14 protein-coding genes are annotated in these 22,666 nt (G+C 41.5%); 11 read left to right on the forward strand and 3 right to left on the reverse strand.

The window, feature by feature from the left end:
* Positions 1 to 96: 96 nt before the first annotated feature.
* From IPM47_19620 to IPM47_19630, 3 genes are all read left to right on the forward strand, one after another.
* On the forward strand, positions 97 to 2,811 hold the full coding sequence (locus tag IPM47_19620) for a SprB repeat-containing protein (protein QQS29017.1): 2,715 nt from the start codon (positions 97 to 99) through the stop codon (positions 2,809 to 2,811).
* 442 nt (positions 2,812 to 3,253) lie between these two features.
* Positions 3,254 to 4,276, forward strand: coding sequence for a hypothetical protein (locus tag IPM47_19625; GenBank protein ID QQS29018.1), 1,023 nt, complete (start codon positions 3,254 to 3,256; stop codon positions 4,274 to 4,276).
* A 104-nt stretch (positions 4,277 to 4,380) separates the two neighbouring features.
* Positions 4,381 to 6,003, forward strand: a complete 1,623-nt coding sequence (locus tag IPM47_19630) for a WG repeat-containing protein (protein ID QQS29019.1) — start codon at positions 4,381 to 4,383, stop codon at positions 6,001 to 6,003.
* A 70-nt stretch (positions 6,004 to 6,073) separates the two neighbouring features.
* Here IPM47_19630 and IPM47_19635 read toward each other — a convergent pair whose 3' ends face one another.
* Positions 6,074 to 7,996: an ABC-F family ATP-binding cassette domain-containing protein gene (locus IPM47_19635; protein QQS29020.1), complete on the reverse strand. Its 1,923-nt coding sequence runs from the start codon at positions 7,994 to 7,996 to the stop codon at positions 6,074 to 6,076.
* A 496-nt stretch (positions 7,997 to 8,492) separates the two neighbouring features.
* On the opposite strand from IPM47_19635, the gene IPM47_19640 reads away from it, so the two are divergent.
* From IPM47_19640 to IPM47_19670, 7 genes are all read left to right on the forward strand, one after another.
* Positions 8,493 to 9,698 (forward strand): glycosyltransferase, encoded by a 1,206-nt coding sequence (locus IPM47_19640; GenBank protein QQS29021.1) that lies wholly within the window; start codon positions 8,493 to 8,495, stop codon positions 9,696 to 9,698.
* Positions 9,699 to 9,772: 74 nt separating this feature from the next.
* Positions 9,773 to 10,903: a tRNA guanosine(34) transglycosylase Tgt gene (gene tgt / locus IPM47_19645; protein ID QQS29022.1), complete on the forward strand. Its 1,131-nt coding sequence runs from the start codon at positions 9,773 to 9,775 to the stop codon at positions 10,901 to 10,903.
* 31 nt (positions 10,904 to 10,934) lie between these two features.
* Positions 10,935 to 12,020, forward strand: a complete 1,086-nt coding sequence (locus IPM47_19650; GenBank protein QQS29023.1) for an LptF/LptG family permease — start codon at positions 10,935 to 10,937, stop codon at positions 12,018 to 12,020.
* Between the two features lie 437 nt (positions 12,021 to 12,457).
* Positions 12,458 to 13,330, forward strand: coding sequence for a DMT family transporter (locus tag IPM47_19655; GenBank protein ID QQS29024.1), 873 nt, complete (start codon positions 12,458 to 12,460; stop codon positions 13,328 to 13,330).
* Positions 13,331 to 13,501: 171 nt separating this feature from the next.
* The gene (locus tag IPM47_19660) at positions 13,502 to 15,655 is read left to right on the forward strand and encodes a TonB-dependent receptor (protein ID QQS29025.1); all 2,154 of its coding nucleotides are present in this window, start codon (positions 13,502 to 13,504) and stop codon (positions 15,653 to 15,655) included.
* A 391-nt stretch (positions 15,656 to 16,046) separates the two neighbouring features.
* Complete coding sequence (locus IPM47_19665) at positions 16,047 to 17,273, forward strand: beta-lactamase family protein (protein ID QQS31534.1); 1,227 nt, start codon at positions 16,047 to 16,049, stop codon at positions 17,271 to 17,273.
* Between the two features lie 166 nt (positions 17,274 to 17,439).
* The gene (locus IPM47_19670; protein ID QQS29026.1) at positions 17,440 to 19,413 is read left to right on the forward strand and encodes an ATP-binding cassette domain-containing protein; all 1,974 of its coding nucleotides are present in this window, start codon (positions 17,440 to 17,442) and stop codon (positions 19,411 to 19,413) included.
* Between the two features lie 179 nt (positions 19,414 to 19,592).
* Here the strand turns inward: IPM47_19670 and IPM47_19675 are convergent, their stop codons facing one another.
* Both IPM47_19675 and IPM47_19680 read right to left on the reverse strand, forming a co-directional pair.
* A complete protein-coding gene (locus IPM47_19675) occupies positions 19,593 to 20,225 on the reverse strand; it encodes a hypothetical protein (GenBank protein QQS29027.1) in 633 nt (210 codons plus the stop codon).
* A gap of 86 nt (positions 20,226 to 20,311) precedes the next feature.
* Positions 20,312 to 21,364, reverse strand: coding sequence for a hypothetical protein (locus IPM47_19680; protein QQS29028.1), 1,053 nt, complete (start codon positions 21,362 to 21,364; stop codon positions 20,312 to 20,314).
* Positions 21,365 to 21,843: 479 nt separating this feature from the next.
* On the opposite strand from IPM47_19680, the gene IPM47_19685 reads away from it, so the two are divergent.
* On the forward strand, positions 21,844 to 22,656 hold the full coding sequence (locus IPM47_19685; protein ID QQS29029.1) for a hypothetical protein: 813 nt from the start codon (positions 21,844 to 21,846) through the stop codon (positions 22,654 to 22,656).
* The last annotated feature ends 10 nt before the right edge of the window (positions 22,657 to 22,666 follow it).

The following is a 22,666-nucleotide window of genomic DNA, read 5'->3' on the forward strand; positions in this document are numbered from 1 at the left end:
TCCTGCCCCTACCTAACTACTAATTTCCCTTTTAACAGAGTTGATATAGCGCATTATGATGACGATATAGGATTAGGAAGTGCAACAAGAACGGGAGTGCGTTCATACGCCTACAATACTAACCCCTACGACGATTATTTTTTTTCAGACCTGAAGTTGCGTATTCATAAAGACGATGAATATTCTGATGCCTTAATACAATACGCCTACATAAACGAAGATGCCCGCTATCCCGACGGCAACTACTTCCTGCTTGCAAGCGCCACCACCGTAAACGGAGATTTATTTGACAGCGACCCTTCCCCTATAGTCATTGACAACTTCCGACCTTACATTAAGGAGGTGCTGATTACACAGGGCGGATTACCGCGTTATCATGCTGTTTGGGAATGGGATGCCGAATTTAATAATGGCTCCGGCAATCCGCCGGGACGGTTAGAATATAACAGGATTACAATTACATCCGTATTAACTTCGGGTGAAGACTTAGCTGTCCAAATTATTGCATCAGAACCCATGGACGAAATTTCTTTCACTATAGAAGGCACAACAGATATTCATACAGCTATTGACTACAGTGAAAACACATCTTGGTTTGAAATATCTTCATCGTTTTTAGAAACTCTTATTGTCAATGACTACCATACCCTCAATATAACCGGGCAGGATTTAACGCTTAATTATTTAACCGGTTTCCCCTCAAGTCCACCTCCCTCAAGCCCGCCGGATTACACTGCTGCCCAACTCCCTCATCGTACCGGCGCTACTTCCTCTTCATGGAGCATACCTTTTAGCAATACTACCGATCGGGCACATTTTTTCTATCTTTCCAATTGTTTTCCGGGTGAGGGGGAAAGCGGACCCTGCATCCTGGATGCCGGTGTCGGATTATTCAACTCTTGCGGTAATGCGTTTAACTCCGAAAACGAACAGCTTTGCGCGGGGGCTACTTTACAAGTTTACGATTTCTCGTGTGCCGCCTGTGCCGAAACGGCAGAGTGGAATTTTGATGGCGGAACAGCCGTTTTGGTGGACGCTGATCCGGACTATTACAGCGTTTCTTGGGATACCCCCGGCACTTATACCGTTTCCCTCTCGTTATGGGGTAGTGAAGCTTTTAACGAAAACGGTATCGATAACTACTCCCAAACTATTACGGTTTCAGAAACAGGCTGTGTGGGTAACGGGATGGTTGTAGGTTCTATCGGCGAAGCCTGTAATATATTGACTATTATTATGCTTAATGGTGTTCAACCGTTTACAGTTTCAATGTTAGGGCAACAAACTAATTTTGCAACCAACACTTTTCAATTAAATACTGAAAACATACCCATAGGCGACACATATTTTATTACTATCACAGATGCCGTTGGGTGTTCAACAGAAGTAACAGGACAAAAAGTTGAAAGCTTCTATATAACTGCGAATAATTTAGATTGTTGGGGGAATGGTTTTGCAAGTTTTAATCTCAATTTTTATTGTGGTACACCTCCTTATTCCTTTTTTGTAGGTGGGGAATTAATAACAACTTCGACATCTAGCCATAGTGTACTTGATGAATTAACAGGTGGTGAACTTTTAATGGTTGTTACAGAATCTCAAGGGCAATCAAATACGGTTTTAATACAATGCACCGTAGTTAATGATGAATGTCAAAACGATACCCCGGTATTTCTTCTACCGGAAACGATTGAACAAATCAATATTTGTGCAGGCGAAGAAATATGTTTGAACTACTACGTTAGAGATGCTACCAGTACAGGAATCTATCCTGCCGTATGTTCTGTGGAAAATGCCACACATACCTATCAGTCGGGGTTTTACAATCATCCGGATGCCCCAAATTATGACGATGCCTATTATTGGCAATCCGGTACATTCTGTTTTACCCCGGATATAGAACAAATCGGGTTGCAAGTAATTACTCTTTCAGCTTCCGATATTACAGCTTCTTGGTGCCAAGAAACCGGATTAGCTTATATATTAGTCAATACCCTCTGCTGTCCCACCGGCTTCGACTATCCGCAGGAGCTAACCGCCGTTTACGACTGCGACGGCAACCTTTACCAGCCCGCAGAAGCAACCGTTATGGCCCTGACCAACGGCTGCAACCTCGACTTTACCCTGAACGGAAGTGCCGACCACACCCTCGGCCATCTCGGAGAAGGGGTTTACGACCTCACCCTTTCGTTCAACAACCAAACCTATCTGATTGAAGACGCGATTACGGTTTCGGGCATTTATATGGACGACGGCAACCTGCAAATTACCCACACCACCCAACCCAGCCTTGCCGCCTGCAGCAGCGACCAGTGCAACGGGCAGATTTCTTTGTCCGTTTCGGGAGGAAGCGGCAACTATACCTACCATTGGAGCGATTGCATTCCGCCACCCGGCGAAATGATGTTGCCCTGCAACAGCCCTTTGCGCAATCACCTTTGCAGCGGAAGCTATACCGTTACCGTAGCAGACGACCTGACCGATTGCGAAACAGTTTATACTGCCAATGTGAATCTATACTACCCGCCCAACGCCGGGGTTTTATCCGACAATGAGTTTAGTGTCAGCCCTACGGTTTTCAGCGGCAGCACCACCCTTACCTATCGGGTGGGGTATGATGCACAAGTAAGCATTTCCATGTTCAATGGTCAGGGTATTTTAGTGGACTCGCCCATTCAACAGGAGTTCCGTGCCGAAGGGCAGTACAGCATGACCCATTCCCCTCCTTCCGGTTTGCCGCAGGGGGTTTATTATTATGTGCTGTATGTGTGCGAGCAGTATATTACGAGGGTGGCGATAAAGATTGATTAAAGGTTGTGAGTGATGAGTTGTTAACATTGAAGCACACAGTTAACTCTTGAAAATAATGATTTTTAATTCCAAGATTACGTTCAGGTGTGTTAAAAAAAGGCTAAAAAGTCGAACGAGCGGTTGTTTTATTGAGCAGCCTCTTGCATGGAAGCAGGTATCCAATAAAAAAACTACCCCATATTGGCACAAACATCAACAAAAATAAGTATCATTGTTCCGGTTATTAAAAAAACAATTCCTGAAATGATGGCACAACAAACACATATACCCCCCCCATATATGTTCGCTTACAGGCAGTTGTAAGCCACACCATCCTGCGCCCTCCTTAGTGCCATACGTTTGTTTTATACTACTGTTTTAACAACAGATTATAGTTTGCTTTTTGCCTTACACAGACAAGAAGCATCAGATTTATATTTTATCATTGTAAAAATCCTTTTTTATGAAAACCTATTACTTTGTAAAATCCCTCAAACTTGGGTTATTATGGGCTTTGCTTGCAGCCCTGCCGTGTGTGCAAACGCTTATGGCACAATACAGCAACCGAAACATCATTATCACCCCTCCCGACAAACTCAGTAGCAGGGAGGAGGATAATGAAATCGTGATTTTGAAAGACAGGGTTGCTTTTGTTGATAGAACCGGCAAAGACACCTGCGCGGTATTCCGTTTTAAAAAACACAATCCGTATTATAAACCGCAATTGCCAAAGTTCAGCACTTCAGGTTTGCCTTTTGATGAGGGTGGATTTGAGCAATACGACCTTGGCAAATTAACGCAAAAAGAAGTTGTCGCTTTGTTTGGTTTGCAAAATACGCCTGCACCCGTACCGGCAGATTTTAAATTTGGCATGGTACGCTTGTTGAGTTTGGCTGTAGCCAAATCCAACATTGTCATAGTGCAGTTGAAAGTCAAATTTTATGGCTGGTGCAGCCCCGGTCAAGAACACCACTGTGGCGAAGAACTGCTGTCGGCACATAAAAACACCTTTATTGCCCTCAACAACAAAGGAGAGATAATCTGGCGATGGCATGATTACTACAACTATGCAAACCTCCAACTAACCGATAATGGAGAGTATTTAGGTATTGCTTATGGCAGTATAGCCGAAGACTATGCAGGCGATTATTTCTGGCCGGTAGGCATTCAGATTGTTGAAACCGCTACCCTAACTACTATCTTTAAACAGGACTTAGGGCAGGTTATGCCATTTGGAGTATATGGGAATATATTTGTGGTTAGTTTAGGAGGCGGTAAGGATACCAGAGTGCTGACAAAATTTGATACTGACAAACGAATTGTTTACACCCTACCAGTAAAAGATAGCGAGTGGGCAACCAGATTCACAAAAGGCAATTACAAACCTATGGATAGAGGATTTGTATGGGAAGGTAAGACTTACCTATGGGACAGAGATTTTAAACAAACACCATTTAACCAACCTTTAAAACTACAACAACCATGAAAAGTGCAATAGCTGCCAAGTTTCAAGATGTTTTTCAGAGGAGTTGATGTTAGTTTTTATCAGACTTACAATTTTGGCAATCCGAATCTAGCGTCCGAACAACTATGAAAAAACTACTGAATTATTCAATTTTATTTCTTTTTTTTGTTTGCGGACAAACTACCGACCGTAATCAACAAAATGACCTATTTTCTATTAAAGAATTTGGCAAGTGGGGGTTTATCAATACTAAAGGACAAACAGTCATTAAATGCCAATTTGATGAGGTGGGGGAATTTTCTAATGGCCTTGCGGCTTTTCTAAGAGACTCTCTTTATGGCTTTATAGATATGACTGGTAAAGTTGTGATAGAGCCGAAATATTTTGAGGTTTCAGATTTTAGTGATGGGCTTTGTAAGGTTAGTTTACATAAGGGTAAAAATTATCTAAAAACTTTTATCAGACCTGACGGCAATATTGCTTTCGAAACTTCTTTCGAAGTCTGGGGCAACTTTAAATCCGGACTATGTAAAATTGTAGTAAATAATGAAGTCTGTTTCATTGATAAAAATGGGCAGATAGTTCACAACACTCATAAGGACCATTATGATGTCTCTGAAATTAGTGAGGGTATTATTTCAATATCTGAGCGAAATCTACAAGACCAAAATATTTATTGTCAAAATCGCCCCTGTAATAGGTTAAGATATATTGATGTGGAAGGGAATGTTATTTGCGAATTTTATGGAAATGTAAGAGGAAATGTCTTTTCAGATGGACTTGCTCTTGTCGAAAAAAATGACACTTTCTTTTATATTGGCAGAAATGGGCAACCCAAAATAAAACTTAACAATCCAAATTTTAAATACTCAGAGTTTTCAGATGGAATGGCAATGGTAGTTTGTCATACAAATCGTGACTATAAGTGTGGTTTCATTGATGTGAAAGGTAATTTGGCAATTCCATTAATTTTTGATGGAGTGAATGATTTTAAAGAAGGATACGCTGCTTTCATAGAAAACGATTTATGGGGTTTTATCAATAAAAAAGGAGAAGTGGTCATCAAACCTCAATTTGACTTTGTTGGTACTCATGGTTTTTTCGGGTTTAAAAATGGGCTTTGCTTTGTAGTTCAAAATGCTCAATTTGGCTACATTAATTACGACGGAGAATATGTCTGGAAAGAGCAAAATGGATTTGAATACCAAAAGCCTGACCTGTCTAAATTTGAACTTGACACCTTAGAAGTGTTAAAACCTTTCTATTTAAGAAAAAATGGCGGCAAGTCTAATCAACCAAGAGCAATAAATTTTGAATTAGGCTCAACAAAAGAATTAACATTACAAGTAGATACGACTGATATTACCATATACTTAGGTAATTTTTATGCCTACAAACTGTTCTTAATTAACGCATCAAATAACATTGTCAATATTCATACTGAAAACGGGCTAATGAAGATTATCCAACAAGCAAAAAATGAAAAAGGCGAATGGAAAGATATTGAACACTTCGTTCATAATTTTTGTGGTAACTATAATTATGAAGTGCCAGTTGCACCAAACGAGTTTCAAATTTTTGCAACACCAATTTTTAAAGGAGATTTTAATACTCAACGTCGCTTTAAATTAGAGATAGAAGACCACATGATTTATTCAAACAGTTACTCAGGTCAAATAAATCGTGGACAACTCAACTTGATTTCAAAGGAACAGTTACGGAATCAAATGTGGGGCATTAAAAATTAGATCAAGAGAAATAACATACTCTATCTATTAGAAAGGTGCAACTTTAAAGCCCTCAATCCAATCTTCCCCCTTACGCATACTCGCTCAACTCCAGCCACCGATCGGTTTTGGTTTCTATGGTCTGTATCACCTCGTTCAGGCGATTTGCCCATTGCATCAGTTCTGCGTGCGAGCTTTGTTCGTTGTTGTTCATGCGTTGGCCGAGTTGTTCTTTTTCGTTTTCTAATTGTTCCAGCTCAATTTCTAATTGTTCAAACTCGCGCTGCTCTTTAAACGACAATTTTGTTTTTGGTTTTTGGCTTGTTTCCGGTTGTTTTTCAGCGTTGGTTTTAACCTCAGCCGGTGTTTTGTCTTTGCTTTGTTTTTGCAATTCGCGTTCAGCCTGCTCTTCATCTTCTTTCGCCTCGCGGTACCGGCTGTAATTGCCGGGGAAATCGCGGACTTTACCCTCGCCTTCAAACACAAACAGGTGTTCCACTAATTTGTCCATAAAATAGCGGTCGTGCGAAACGATGACCAAACAGCCTTCAAACTGCAACAGAAAATCTTCGAGCAAATTGAGGGTAAGCAGGTCGAGGTCGTTGGTAGGCTCGTCGAGGATCAGGAAATTGGGGTTTTTCATCAAGATGGTCAGCAGGTATAGCCGTCGGCGCTCGCCACCGCTAAGGGTGGAAACATAGTTTTGGTGCATGTCGTAGCCGAGCATAAAATGGTCTAAGAGTTGCGCGGCGGTATAGAACTTCCCTTTTTTGAGGGGTAAAATCTCTGCCACATCCCTGACCACATCAATTACCTTCCGGTCTTCTTTCAGTTGCAAACCGTCCTGAGTATAGTATCCCATTACCAAAGTCTGTCCGATTTGCAGTTTGCCGGCATCCGGTTTTTCCAACCCGGCAAGAATATTGAGGAACGTGGTTTTTCCTGCGCCGTTTTTTCCCACTATACCGGCGCGGTCGCGGCGTTTAAAGAGGTAGGTAAAATCGTCTAAAATAATTTGCTCACCAAAACGCTTGTCAATATGATACAGCTCGATGGTGCGGTTGCCAATTCTTGCGGCATTGATGCCGTCGAAGGTCAATTCATCTTCTTTTAGTTTTTTGGCAGCCTTCTCTTCAATATGGTCAAAGGCATCAATCCTCGATTTGGCTTTGGTGGTTCTTGCTTTAGGTTGGGTGCGCATCCATTCCAATTCTTTGCGCATCAGCTTTTGTGCCTTTTCGGTTTCTGCTTTCAGATTGGCTTGCAGTTCCGACTTTTTTTCGAGATAATACTCGTAATTTCCTCTAAATCGTTGCAGTTTCCCCCCTTCGAGTTCCACGATTTCGTTGGTAACGCGGTTCAGAAAATAGCGGTCGTGGGTAACCAACAACAGGGTAAGGTTGCTTTGTCGCAGATATTCTTCTAACCACTCAATCATTTCTAAGTCGAGATGGTTGGTGGGTTCGTCCATGATGACCAGATCAGGTTCTTGTATCAACACACTGGCCATGGCTACGCGTTTTTTTTCGCCACCCGACATTTCGCCGATAGATTGGTTGAGTTTGGTAATTTTAAAGCGGGTTAAAATCTGTTTGATTTTGGTTTCATAGTCCCAGGCATCGTTCAGTTGCATGGCTTCGATGCAGGTTTCCAAATCTTTTTGGGTTTGGGCAGATGGTTGTTGCTCGTGGCGCAATAGTGCAAGTTCGTAGCGTTGTATGACCGCTATGACCGGATTATCGGAGTTAAACACGGAACTGAGTACGGTATCTTGAGGATTTAACTGCGGTTCCTGCTCAATATATCCCAGCTTTACCCCCTTTTGCAAACGCACCGTTCCGCCCATATCAGACGAATCCAACCCAACCAGGATGCGAATGAGCGAAGATTTTCCGGCACCGTTCCGGGCAATGAGCGCAATTTTTTGTCCTTTGTTGATGCTGAAATCTATCTGCTCGAACAGCACTTTGATGCCGTAAACCTTGGTTATATTTTCTGCCAGTATATAATTCATACCGCAAAGTTAGAGAAATCTAAGGTAACGCAAGAACTTTATCCCAACGAACAACCAACCCGATATTTGACTACTTTTGTAGCATTAGTTCGTTAAAAATTAAGCGGCAATACCTCCCAAAGATAAGCGATCAAAGAGGTTGGTTGATTTATTGATAACTCACCGGCATCATCAGAGGGGTCAAAATTACGGTCATTCATAGAATAGATCAAACCCTTATTACCTTAGTAATAACATGGCATCAAGTAATATCCAAACATTATTACCTCATTATCATAGGAATAAAGTAATAAGGTCTTTTAATCAAAAAGTCCTCGGTTACTAAGGTAATAATGTTTCGACAGAAAATTGATTTCAAACTTTATCTCGATTTTGTAAAAGTAGATGATGACTATTGTTAACTGATGATTAACGAACTATTGTGTAGCATTGGCCTTTATAATAAACCTCCCTCATCAATTACCGCCCATTCAGAAACCTTCGGAATTAGACACTCATGTATCCTATTGCTGTTGTATCGGTGAATCAACATAAATACTCCGAAACCTTTATCCACAATCATGTGCGGCTTTTACCTGCCAAAGTACATTATCTATTTAACGGTTACCTCCCGCAACAATACAGCACTGAGGGGGTAAATGGCACTGCATGTAGTTTTCAAACGGGTAATTTTTTTCAGCGGCTTGCAGGAGTTAGCGAAAAAAAACGCTTGCAAAAAACGTTGGTTGGATATTTAAAAAAGCATGCCATCAAAGCAGTGCTTGCCGAATATGGCCCTTCGGGGGTGGAAATGATGCCGGTATGTCGTGAGGCTGGAGTACCTTTAATCGTTCATTTTCACGGATATGATGCCTATCGCGATGATATGATGCAGACTTATGGTAAAAATTATCCGCAGCTATTTAAAGAGGCTGCTGCCATTATTGTTGTATCAAAACACATGCGCCAAAGGTTATTGGATTTGGGTTGTCCGCCGGAAAAAATCACCCATACGGCTTGCGGTTATGACGACACGCTGTTTACCCCTTGCAACCCTTCACAAAACCCACCCCTGTTTGTATCAGTAGGGCGGTTTGATGAAACAAAGGCTCCCCACTTACTCATATTGGCATTTGCCAAAGTGTTGGAACAACAGCCGGAAGCCCGACTAACCATGATTGGGGATGGTCATTTGTTGGAATCCTGTAAAATGTTGGCTAAATTCCTAAAGGTTTCTGATGCTGTTACTTTTACCGGAAGTTTAACACATGAACAGGTTGCGCAGCATCTGCAACAAGCGCGCGCTTTTGTACAACATTCCGTTACCACACATTCCAACGATACCGAAGGCACACCGGTTGCCATCTTAGAAGCCTGTGCTTCGGGATTACCGGTAATTGCTACCAAACATGCCGGTATTCCCGATGTTGTTTTACACAATGAAACAGGGCTTTTGGTTGAAGAAGGAGATCTTCAGGGAATGGCAGCTTTTATAGTTGAACTTGCCAAACATCCGCAATTGGCTGCCGGTATGGGAATAGCCGCCGCTGAAAGGATGAAAGAAAATTTTACCTTAAAACACCATATACAAACGGTATGGAAAGTCATTCAACAGGCTATAGACCGTATCGAACCGCAAGATTCACCCCCTGCCCTGCCGGACAATGCTGATACATCACAATTCTCCCCCCAATATTCAGGGCTAAAACAAATTAAGCCGTAGCTTTGCAACAAGTTTCTGCGGAATAAGGTTAGTTGCGTTTTAACCATTAACCATTAACAATTAACAATTAACCATTGAAGTTCACCCTCACAAATACCGACCCAAACAGCAAAGCACGGGCGGGAACACTCCAAACCGGTCACGGGGAAATTGAAACCCCTGTTTTTATGGCGGTCGGAACACTCGGAACGGTCAAAGCAGTACATATCCACGAATTATCCGACCCTGTTCAGGCACAAATCATCCTTGGGAACACTTACCATTTGTACCTGCGCCCGGGCTTGGAGGTATTACAGAAAGCCGGAGGTTTACACCGGTTCAATGGATGGGATAACCCCATACTGACCGATAGCGGCGGGTATCAGGTCTATTCTTTGGCACATAAACGAAAAATCACGCCGGAAGGGGTGAAATTCCAATCCCATATAGACGGGTCGTCCCATCTTTTTACTCCCGAAAGCGTGATGGACATTCAACGGGGCATTGGCGCAGACATCATCATGGCCTTTGACGAATGTACCCCCTACCCTTGCGAGTATAACTACGCTTCCAAATCGCTGAATCTAACCCATCAATGGTTGGGGCGGTGCATTGACCGTTTCGACAACACTCCCCCAAACTATGGTTACACGCAATCCCTTTTCCCCATAGTTCAGGGAAGTGTTTACAGGGATTTGCGAATAAAATCGGCGGAAACCATTGCGGCACACGAGCGGGAAGGCAACGCCATAGGTGGGCTTGCGGTGGGCGAACCTGCCGAAATCATGTATGAAATGACCGACCTTGTCTGCAGCATACTGCCGGCAGATAAACCCCGTTATCTGATGGGCGTTGGGACACCGGTAAACATTCTCGAAGCCATTGCCCTTGGGGTGGATATGTTCGATTGTGTAATGCCCACCCGGAATGCGCGGCATGGATTGTTGTTTACCGCAAATGGCATCATCCACATCAAAAACAGCAAATGGAAAAACGATTTCAGCCCCATAGATGAAAAAAGTCCGGCTCCGACAAGCAGGATACACACCAAAGCCTATCTCCGGCATTTGTTTGTATCTCAGGAAATTTTAGCAATGCAAATTGCATCCATACACAATTTGTCGTTTTACCTTTGGCTGACATCCGAAGCAAGACGGCAAATTCAAGCAGGCACGTTTGCAACATGGAAATCGGAGATGGTAAACAAACTCATGCAAAAACTTTAACCTCGGAGGAATTACCCCCATCTATTAAGACATGTTGCTAAAAATCATTGACCGGTATATTATTGTTAAGTTTCTGGGAGCCTTTGTTTTTACCGTTCTCCTCTTTGCAGCCGTTGCCGTATCCATAGATATTTCGGAACGGATAGACGATTTTTTGGAAAACAGCGCGCCGCTTAGCGGTATTCTGCTGAAATACTACCTGAATTTTGTTCCTTATATCATCTTTTTCCTCAGCCCTTTATTTATATTCATTGCTGCGATTTTTTTTACTTCCCGTCTTGCTTCCCGTTCAGAAATCATCGCCATTTTAGCCGGCGGAGTCAGTTTTTACCGGTTGCTTTTTGTGCCCTATTTTATCTCGGCGGTTATCTTGGTCGGAGTTCAGTTGTATGCCAATCACTATTTCGTGCCAAATGCAAACAAAATCAGGTTTGACTTTGAAGATAAATATGTAAAGAAAAAAACCGGTACCAGCAACCGAAACGTCCACATGCAAATAGCGCCCGATACCTATATCTATACCGAAACCTTTACCACCCGCGACTCAATGGGCCGGAACTTTACCTTAGAAAACATCAGGAACAAGCAACTGACTTATAAATTAAGTGCTAAAACATTAGAATGGATTGACAGTACACGGCAATGGAGATTGGGGAATTACTTAGCCCATTCTTTCAACGAACTTCGCGAAACCATCCGGACAGGTGAGAATTTAGATACTTCCTTTAACCTCAAACCTTCCGATTTTCAGAAAAAAGTAAATCTCAAAGAAGCAATGACCACCCCCGAACTGTCTGTATTTATAGAGGAGGAAAAGGTAAAAGGAGCTCCGTATATTGAGTTTTATCAGGTAGAGCGGTATCGCAGAACTGCCGTGCCGTTTGCCACCTTTATCCTCACCATCATAGCCTTTGCCATTTCTTCGAGAAAAGTTCGCGGCGGCGTAGGTTTACATCTCTTTATAGGAATTGCCATCAGCAGCACCTATATTCTGCTCCTACAGTTTGCCACTACTTTTGCCACAAACGGCAACCTCTCTCCTTTGTTAAGCGTTTGGCTACCCAACCTGTTGTTTGCCATCATTAGTGTCTATCTGTTGATTAAAGCACCGAAATAATATTTTACCATTGTCTATTGCCCATTGCCTATTGCCTATTGCCTATTGCCTATTGCCTCTTGCCTATTGCCTATTGCCTATTGCCTGTTGCCTCTTGCCTCTTGCCTCTTGCCTATTGCCTATTGCCTATTGCCTGTTGCCTGTTGCCTCTTGCCTCTTGCCTCTTGCCTCTTGCCTCTTGCCTATTGCCTATTGCCTCTTGCCTATTGCCTATTGCCTATTGCCTGTTGCCTCTTGCCTCTTGCCTCTTGCCTATTGCCTATTGCCTATTGCCTATTGCCTATTGCCTATTGCCTCTTGCCTATTGCCTATTGCCTATTGCCCATTGCCTATTGCCTATTGCCTATTGCCTCTTGCCTCTTGCCTATTGCCTCTTGCCTCTTGTCTTGTATCCTCCGGCTTACCACTGATTACCAACCACTAACCAATAAAAACAAATGTTCAAAGAACAGCTACAACTGCATTTCATTGTTTTGCTGTTTGGTTTTACCGCCATTCTCGGCAAACTGATTAGTTTAGATGCAGTGGAATTGGTGGGTTATCGGATGTTTTTGGCGGCAATAGGGATGGTAGGAGTTCAGTTGGTAGTTGGTAAATCATGGCATTTACCCTTTAAAACCATGTCCGCTATTTTTGGAGTAGGGGCATTGGTTGCCTTGCATTGGATAACTTTTTTTGCGGCCATCAAAGTTTCTAATGTAGCGGTTACTTTGGGATGTTTTGCAAGCGTTACTCTTTTCACCTCGCTTTTAGAGCCGCTTATCGAACGGCGAAAAGTATGGTCAGTAGAGATTTTTCTAGGCATCATCATCATTACAGGGTTGTACATCATGAGCCGCTTTGCATTCGACTATTGGTTGGGCATCATCTTAGCGCTTATTTCTGCATTTTTAGCGAGTCTGTTTGGTGTGTTAAACAAACAACTCACCCGCAAACACGATTTTATCCTGATTTCACTCTACGAAATGGCGGCAGGTGCCTTAATCATTAACTTATACATATTTACCGGCAGCGGGTATCAGCAAACTATCTGGCAAGTTTCGGGCATGGATTGGTTATGGTTAATGTTGCTTGCCTGGGTTTGTACCACTTATGCCTTTGTAGGTATTGTTTATTTACTCCGTCATTTGTCGGCCTATACGGTTGCTTTAGCCATCAACTTAGAACCTGTCTATGGCATCCTGTTTGCTTATTTTATCTTTGGCGAATCAGAACGCATGGACGGAGGTTTTTACCTTGGCGCTATCGTTATTCTGGCATCGGTCATCATTTACCCTCTCCTAAAACAGCGTTATTTACCTAAAAAATAATTCTTCCAAAAGCAAAAAAATTGAAACCAAGATTTACCTTTGTGCGGCTATTTAGATTTAGTCTAAATTATTTGTTCAGAAATTACTCTTCAATCTTTTTAACTTATGGGTACTTATAGAATTTTACTTTTGGTATTGTATTGGGGAATTTGTACAAACCTGTTTGCACAGATGACCAAGAGCGGATATACAGTTTTGGCAGTTAAAGATTCCATAATCTCCGCAGAACTTCCCGAAATTCAGTTGATTGGTGTTCGTGGGGGCATATTAAAAAACATCCCCGGCAGCACCGCTACCCTGACTTCGGCATTGCTGCGCCAAACAGCACCTTTGTCGGCCAATGAAATTTTAAAACAAGTTCCGGGCATTCAGGTGGTTGACGAAGAAGGCGCAGGTCTTCGGGTAAACATCGGCATCAGGGGTTTAGACCCCGACCGTAGCCGAACAGTATTAATTTTGGAAGATGGAGTGCCGGTGTCGTTAAATCCTTACGGTGAACCGGAGATGTATTATTCACCGGTGATTGACCGTATGAGCGGGATTGAAATTGTAAAAGGCAGCGGTCAGATTTTGTTTGGCCCCCAAACCATTGGTGGAGTTATCAACTACAAAACACCAAACCCACCTGACGAGCAAACCATCCGTGTTAAACTGACCGGAGGGGAAAAAGGATTTTTCAGCGGATTGGCAGGATATGGAACAACGATTGGCAATATGGGCATACAGGTAAACTATTTGCGCAAACAAGCCGACCAATTGGGTTATGCTGCTTTCAGAATTAACGACTTATCGGCAAAAATGCGTTTGGTTTTCAGCGAACGTTCCCAATTAGGTATTAAATTGGGCATGTATGACGAAACTTCAAACTCCACCTATATCGGATTAACCCAATCTATGTATGACGAGGGTGGGCAGGATTTTACCCTTATGGCTCCGGATGATTTGCTCGGCATTCGCCGTTATTCGGCAAGTCTTACCCACAATTTCCGGATTAAAAGCCATCTAAAACTCCAAACAACCGCTTTCGGATATACAACCACCCGAAACTGGAGAAGACAAGACTTTTCTTCGAGTGCTACGGCAAGCAACCAAACAGGCGTTGTTTGGGGAGATCCTGAAGTGGCGGGAGGCGCGGTGTATATGCGCAATACTACCGGAAACAGAAACCGGCAGTTTGAAGTATTGGGCATTGAGCCGCGTTTGACCTATAACTACCATGTACTGCAAACATCAAATGAATTACAAACAGGAGTTAGGTTCTTGTACGAAAAAGCTTATGAACAACGGGTAAACGGGAAAAAATACGACGCTTCGGCAGGTGATATGGTCGAAGATGAAGTGCGTTGGGGAAATGCTTTCAGTGCTTACGTACAAAACCAAACGAATCTGACCGAAAAATGGACATTTACAGCAGGTATCCGTATTGAACACTACGACTATACGAGGAATATTTTGAGAAACAGTTTTAACATAAACGGAGTTACGGCAGTTCGTGATACTAATATTGTAGCGGGAAACAAGGTAACCGGATTTATTCCAGGCGCAGGCATTAACTTTAACTTTCTGCCCGGGCATACTGTGTTCGCCGGAGTACACCGCGGATTTGCCCCTCCGCGTATCAAAGATGCAATTTCCAACGTTGGAGAGGCTTATCAATTGGAAGCCGAAAAAAGCTGGAACTCAGAATTTGGTTTCAGAGGCAGCACAACGAACCATATACTGACTTATGAACTGACCGCTTTTTACATGCAGTTTGACAACCAAATTATACCTGTTTCTGAATCTTCAGGAGGCACAGGGGTCGGCTTGGTCAATGGTGGTGAAACACTTCATGCAGGGTTTGAAGCAGGAGGACGCATAGATTTTGCCCCTTTGTTTAACCCGGATTATACCTTGGCGATATTTGCTAATGCTACTTATACAGAAGCGTCCTATAATGCCGACCGTTTTATTGCCGGCAGCTCAGATAATGTCAACATTAAAGGCAACAGAACGCCCTATTCGCCAGAATATATTTTATCGGGCGGCCTTCATGCCGAAGCCCCTTTCGGATTGGGTTTACAATTTAACGCTTTGTTTATCGGCAGTCAGTTTACCAACGAACTAAATACTGTTAACCCTTCAGCAGATGGCCGGACAGGAAAACTGGACTCCTACCGGGTTTTTGATGCCAATATTTTCTATCAGATACCGAAGATAAACGCCGTTATTAATCTTAGCGCAAAAAACATCACCGATGAGCGTTATATCGTTTCCCGCCGTCCGCAAGGTATAAAAGTCGGACTTCCAAGGTTTATTACTGCGGGAATTGACATTAGTTTCTAATTAAAATCCAGTTCACATAATACAGACATTTAGGTTATGTTCTTTAATAACGTCTGCCAACATTCAGTTGGGAGGCGTTTTTTTTTTTGACAGATTTAGGGATTGGGGCTTTTATACCAACTATGATTTAATTTTGAATCATCAATTACTGACAATCGTCTTTAAGTTCCCTTCCTCGGAGGTGGGTTATTTTAGATAGTGAAGTGGTAATATCCGGCTTGGTTTGGTAAATTTGCGGATATTTAATCCGGAGTTGAAATTTATTTGCCGGTACTTTAGCTAAAAGCCCCCACCTCAACTCGACTAAGTAAGGAATTATTAAAACCTGACCAACATCTTAAAGTAAAACCAAACATCAATGTGTCGTTATTTTGTTTATTTAGTCGGATTGATGTTCAACATGAATTTGATTGGACAACCACTTTATTTCCCTCCTACTATTGGTAATACATGGCAAACGATGACTCCATCCTCATTGGGTTGGTGCGAAGAAGAAATCCCGGCATTGGTTGATTTTTTATCGGACAGCAATACCAAAGCATTTATCGTGCTGAAAGATGGTAAAATTGTGATGGAACATTATTTTGGCACTTTTACGCAAGATAGCCTATGGTATTGGGCTTCTGCAGGAAAAAGTTTAACCGCATTCATGGTAGGGCTTGCTCATCAGGACGGCAGTCTTTCCATAAACGATCCAAGTTCTGATTATCTGGGTACAGGATGGACGAGTTGCACACCGGCTCAGGAGGCTGAAATTACCATTCTGCATCAACTTACCATGACTTCGGGGTTAGATGATGCTGTCTCAAATCCCGATTGCACCCTCCCTTCCTGCCTTCAGTATTTGGCAAATGCCGGTTCCCGTTGGGCTTATCATAATGCACCTTACACATTATTAGATGGAGTAATTGCCAATGCTACCGGAAGTACCCTTAATCAGTTCTACATTAATAGATTGCGCAATCCAATAGGGATGAACGGATTATTTTTGCCTTTAGATTACAACAACGTGCTCTTTACAAACGCAAGAAGTATGGCACGTTTCGGGCTGCTCGTTCTCAACAACGGAACTTGGAACACCACCCCTATTATGACAGATGCCACTTACTTTAATGCGATGGTCAACAGCTCACAAAGTCTCAACCTGTCCTATGGTTATTTGTGGTGGTTAAATGGTAAATCCTCTTTTATGCTTCCCGGATTTCAGATTGTGTTTCCCGGCTCTTTGCATACTGCCGCCCCTGACGATATGTTTTCGGCTATGGGTAAAAACGGACAAATCATCAATATTGTACCCAGTCAGAATTTAGTGATGATCCGGATGGGGAATGTTCCGGATGGTGCATTCATCCCCAACTTTTACAACAACGATATTTGGGAATTATTCAATCAGGTGGTTTGCAATCAGCCATGTACATTTAATCCGGTTATTTCCGGAAATACTACAGTTTGTGCCGGAGTGCCTCAAACCTATTCTGTACCCGAAATTACCGGAAGCAGCTATATCTGGACTATTTCCGGAGGAACCATTCTTTCAGGACAAGGCACCTATCAGATTGCTGTTTTATGGGATAACGGGACTTTAGGCTCGCTTAACATTGAACAGGAAATCCCTTGAAAGTTAATATCTGAAGCAAATTTTCCTTTTGAGATTTAAAACTATTTACTTTGGAAAACGAATAGGGTTGCTTTAATTACTAAACTCCCGCTTCAAGTAAAAGAAACAGACTTATCTGCTAACCTTTAAACTAATTGTACTTGACCTTAAAACATTAACTAACAATATGATAAACCTTTACCAAATTTTACAAGAGAAAAGTACAATTACCATTGGTCGCAATCACGATTGCGATATTGTTTTGACCGATGGAAATGTGAGCCGGCTACATTGCCGCATTTCAATCAAAGAACCCGGGCAATACAGAGTGCAGGATCTCGCTTCGACAAACGGGGTTTTTATAAACGGAGAGAAAAGTACAGATAAAGTGGTTGTTGCAACCGATATCATCAGCATCGGAAATACGCAATTCAGCCTGTTGCCTCCCAATCAGAAGTCGGATGGAAATAAAGTGGCACCCGAATCTTTTGCTATTAGATTGGATAATGTCGAAAAGACTTTCGAAAATGGTCATGTAGGACTGTTTCCGGTATCGTTAAAAGTAAAAAAAGGAGAATTTATTGCCATTATGGGACCTTCGGGTTGCGGCAAATCTACTTTGCTCAAAGCAATCAACGGTGAAAATCCGGCAACCGGAGGAACTGTTTTTCTAAATGACATCAACTTTTTTGAACACTATGAATCCCTCAAATATCAAATTGGATATGTTCCGCAGGAAGATATTGTGCATAGAGAGCTGACCGTTCAAAACTCACTTTACTATGCCTGCAAACTTCGATTTGCAACCGATATCAGTGATGCAGAAATAGAAGAAAAAATAAGTAAAGTTCTGACATCGCTTAACATCAACACCCCGGATGTCAGACAAAACTTAGTGGGTAAACTCTCCGGCGGACAACGCAAGCGCATCTCTATCGCTATGGAATTGCTCACCGAGCCCAATTTTTTGTTTTTAGATGAACCCACCTCTCCACTTGACCCCGAAACAATTGAAGATTTCCTGAACTGTTTGAAACAACTGGCAGCACAGGGCACTACCATCCTGATGGTAACTCATAAACCCGACGACCTGCACTATGCCGATAAGGTGCTGTTTTTGTCAAAGGGCGGATATCTTTGCTATTTCGACACTACGGATAAGTATTTATCCTATTTCGGTAAAACTACAACCATAGAAGTGTATTCACTGCTAAAAACAACCAAACAAGGGCAGATTTGGTATAACAAGTGGTATGGAGACAATCCGCCTTCTCAAATTCGCCGTCCGGCAATAAAGCCACAGAGTACCAGAAAATATCCTTTTTTAAAACAGCTTCTTTGGCTCACCCTTCGCTATTTTAACATAAAAACCAACGACCGGACCAATACCTTAATACTATTGTCGCAAGCACCAATCATTGCGCTGCTTATCTGCTTTATCTTTAAAGAACTGACAATTGCCGTATTGTTCCTCATCACCATTGCCGCAGTATGGTTTGGTACCAGCAATGCGACCAGAGAAATCGTCGGAGAACTGCCAATTTACAAAAGGGAGCGCATGTTTAACCTGCAAGTTTTGCCCTATGTTCTGTCTAAAATTATTGTCCTGACTACCTTTGCCGGATTACAGGCCTTGGTATTTATGGCCATTTTGTACTTAAAGTTTGACGGAAATGAAGTTTCCCTTGCCGGGCAGTTTATGCCCTATTTAAAGTTCATGGTGTATTTGTCTTTTTCGGCAACCCTCATCGGCTTGTTTTTATCTGCAATTGTCAACACCACTGAAAAAGCAATGACTTTACTTCCCATCGTGTTAATGCCCCAAATCATGTTGGCAGGCATTATTGCCTCCATAGAAAAAAACAGTTTAACCGAATTTGTCAGTTCATTTATTTTAGCCCGTTGGGGAACTGAGGGATTTGCACTGATGCAAGGCGACGTGATGGCTTATTTACCTCAACCTACTGCCGACGACCCCGAATTGATGGACTATCAGGCTAAATCTGCCCTGAAAATGTTAGACCTGCCCAATACAATAGACCGTATTTTCGGTTTGAGCAATAGTGATATCGGCAGCTATTACTTCATAATAGGTTTGCTGAATGTCTTCATTTTTACTCTGTTAATCGTTTTTCTCCGGAAAAAAGATACAGTGAAATGAAATTGATATTTCTGTTAAAATATTATTCATCTGAATTAGAGCAAACACAAAATCCCTTACAGGAAAAAGAATAAAGTGTTCGCTCATGTGATTTCTAACAAAAAAAAACGGCAGCGATTTGCACTTAAAGTACATTTCGCCACCGCCGTTTGTAGATTGGAGTTCTAAAAAAAAGATTATTATCTGGTCAATAATCCCAACCTGATGCCTGATTGAGCAGCTATTGGAAAATTCTCTCTGATATCATCCGAAATATCATCAAACAAAGAGTTGTTAGTTCTATTGTAATTTCTATAGGCATAACCTATTCCGGTATAAATTTCAAATACAAATTTGTCGCTAATCCACTGCTTGCCAATATTTAACAGCAGTTTTACCACAGTAGCAGTTACGTCGTCATTATCAGGATTGCTGAAAACAGTATATCTGAAACCCAATTCGGGTTTGAAATACCAGCCAAACATGGGATGAGTACGCCGCATCCCTTCCATAGTAAATTCCTGTTTCCCAAAATAAATTTTAGGACCTGCACTGCCATAAAACCCGTTCACTTTAGTATCTGAATCTCTGATCCATCCTCTGAATAACAACGGACTTGTGCGGTAGCCGACATTCATTTCCAAAGAAATATTGTCTTTAAAAACAGCACCTCTTTCATAAGTAAGCCCATAGTTCCCTACCATTGGACCAAGAGGCGCTACTTTAAAAGCACTCAAATAGGGCGAAGTATCGGGCACTATCGTTTTTTGTGCAGTTAGCGGTAGATAAGCAAAAACCATGCTTAACACTAAACAAAAAATTAAGTTTCTCATGATGTTTTTTGGGTTAAATTTATAAATTAAAAAGCCTGAATTTTAGACTTAAAAACAAAAGGCAAGTTAATTTTCGGATATTTAATTTAGATTTCTGGAGTAACCGGTTTATTGACCGTAGGTAAAAACAGTTGAACTCCTGCACTTAAATAGCCTGTATTAAAATGTTGTTTTGATGAATTTAAGAGCGGAAGACCTAAAGCGTATTGTGCAGTAAATTTAACATTTTTTGGTCCCATATTTAAAAAGACCGAGGGTTGACAAATGATGTTGTTCAGTTTCTCATCGTAGTTCAATTCCAAATAAGGGATATTGGATTTTAAACGGTTGTGGAAAAAAATGAAATTTGCTGCTCCTCCAATTTCTACCCAATTTTTAAGATTTATTCCTGCACTTGGCTGTAAATATGCGCTTATGTAGCGGTTTTCATGGTGGCCATAAGTAGCGGGAACGGCATTTTTATCGTCAGAATACACCTTGCGGTTGTTAGCATGAGTTGTTCCGGTGATGTTTGATGTTCCCATTCCAACCCCTCCAAATACTGCAAAAACTCCTCCTGCATCGCCGGTATGTAATTTATAACCTGCTCCCAATGAGGCATTACGGTACTGATAACTCCTTTCTACTTGGTCTAAATTGCCTAAATTTAAGTCGGTATTGGCATCAAATTCTATTGGAGGCAGGTAATCATGTTGAGGAATCAGCAAAAACCAGGTCCAATAGATATCAACATCGTAAACAGTAGCCTGCATGGCATCAATTTCAACAGAGTTTTGACCCTTGCCTCCAGAATATTGTGCCGTAACCGACCATTTATCGGTTACCGAATAAGCCATTGAACCGCTGACGTAGTTGATGTTTTCAAATTCTGCAATGCCATCGTTATCTGTAAAACTCTCTTTGGGGTCGTCTATATTGCTTCCAGAAGTGGTATATGTACCGGATATAACTAAATCGCCTTTGTTTTCTAAAACAGGGGTAAAAGCAGGGGTAATGGGGTTAAGTTGCGCAGGTGTTTTAACATCATTTCGATAATAGTTTTGGTAGTTTACCACATGCTGCTGAGTAATAGAGCAAGCACTAAATAAAAACATGCCTGAAAACAATAAAACTATTAGGGGGGGGTGTGCCGTTTTCATACAAATAATTTTAAAAAATTTGAAAAAACAGTCAATAAGGATAGGTTATTTATAGCAGGTTAAACAAGGCAGTTGAAGTTACGTAAATTTCTGCTTTATGGGTTCTTGACCTTTACCGATAAAATTGGTCACTTCTAAATATGCTCCAAACTCATCCTTGAAAGCACTTTTATCCTTCTAAGAGGAAAGTTAATGGAAGGTAATCGGTTTAATCTTCAGCAATCACCTTCAAAAAAGTTCAAAAGGAGCAACCTTTTTAGCACCTATATTAGATACAATTTGGATCATATAAAAAATTCAATTTATCCGGACTGCCTTACACAAAACAGATTCAGTTGAAACTTATTTCATGTTAAAAATAACAACAACAAGGGATTTACTTTGTAATCTAAACTATAACCTATACCTTTATTGTTTGTAGTATTGCTTTGAACAAACGCCCTTTTCTTATTTCTGTTAATGTTCAATCAACCCCGCCAATGAATAAGCCCGAAAATCAAAAAAATCAATTTAAAAGGTTTACATGGACTACACCTGTTTTCGGTACCTGCCTGTTTAAACTTTTATTATGTCTTCTTTTTTTGGTAAAATCTAACTCTGCTTTTAGTCAGGATAATAAAGAATATGACTACTCTACCGGGCAACCAATGCCGAATGAACAAAATCAAACAACCGTCAATCCAAACGAATCTACCCGCAACTTCCCCCTCATGATGTTTGAAGCAAGTTTAGGGGCCGGTTTTTCTGTTGGTTATGAATTGCGGGAAGTTTTTGAATATGGTAATGGACTGGAACTTGGATTCTCATTCAATCTTTTGTCTAACAATAAATTGTCAGTTGCTCCTGTTTTTCACCTTAATTTTCTGAACAACTATTACGATATAGATACTCAGGACAATTTGATATGGTGGGGATTTGGGGCTAAATCCAATTATTACTTACTTGACCGCAACAAAGGCATCTGGAATTTTTATCCTTCTGTTTCTGTAAGATACAACCGGATCAACAATTATGTCAGTCCCAGACCCGGATTTGCAGGCAATTCAATAACTGTTATGAAAGGTGGTGGGTTGTCTTATTCACTGGGGTTTGGAATAGTCAGAAAATCCAATTATCTCCAATTTGACTATCAATTTTTTAACCCCGTAACCAAGATTGATAAAGATTTGATCAACGATTTTAACACTACTTCCGGACTATATGAACCCTATCAATTCAACAAAACCCGGATGAATTTTAGTTATATCGGATTGACATTGGGTATGCAAATGCCCCTTGGTAAAAACAGGTAATTCGAAAATA

The organism is Sphingobacteriales bacterium (assembly GCA_016700115.1).
Taxonomy (GTDB): Bacteria; Bacteroidota; Bacteroidia; order Chitinophagales; family UBA2359; genus UBA2359.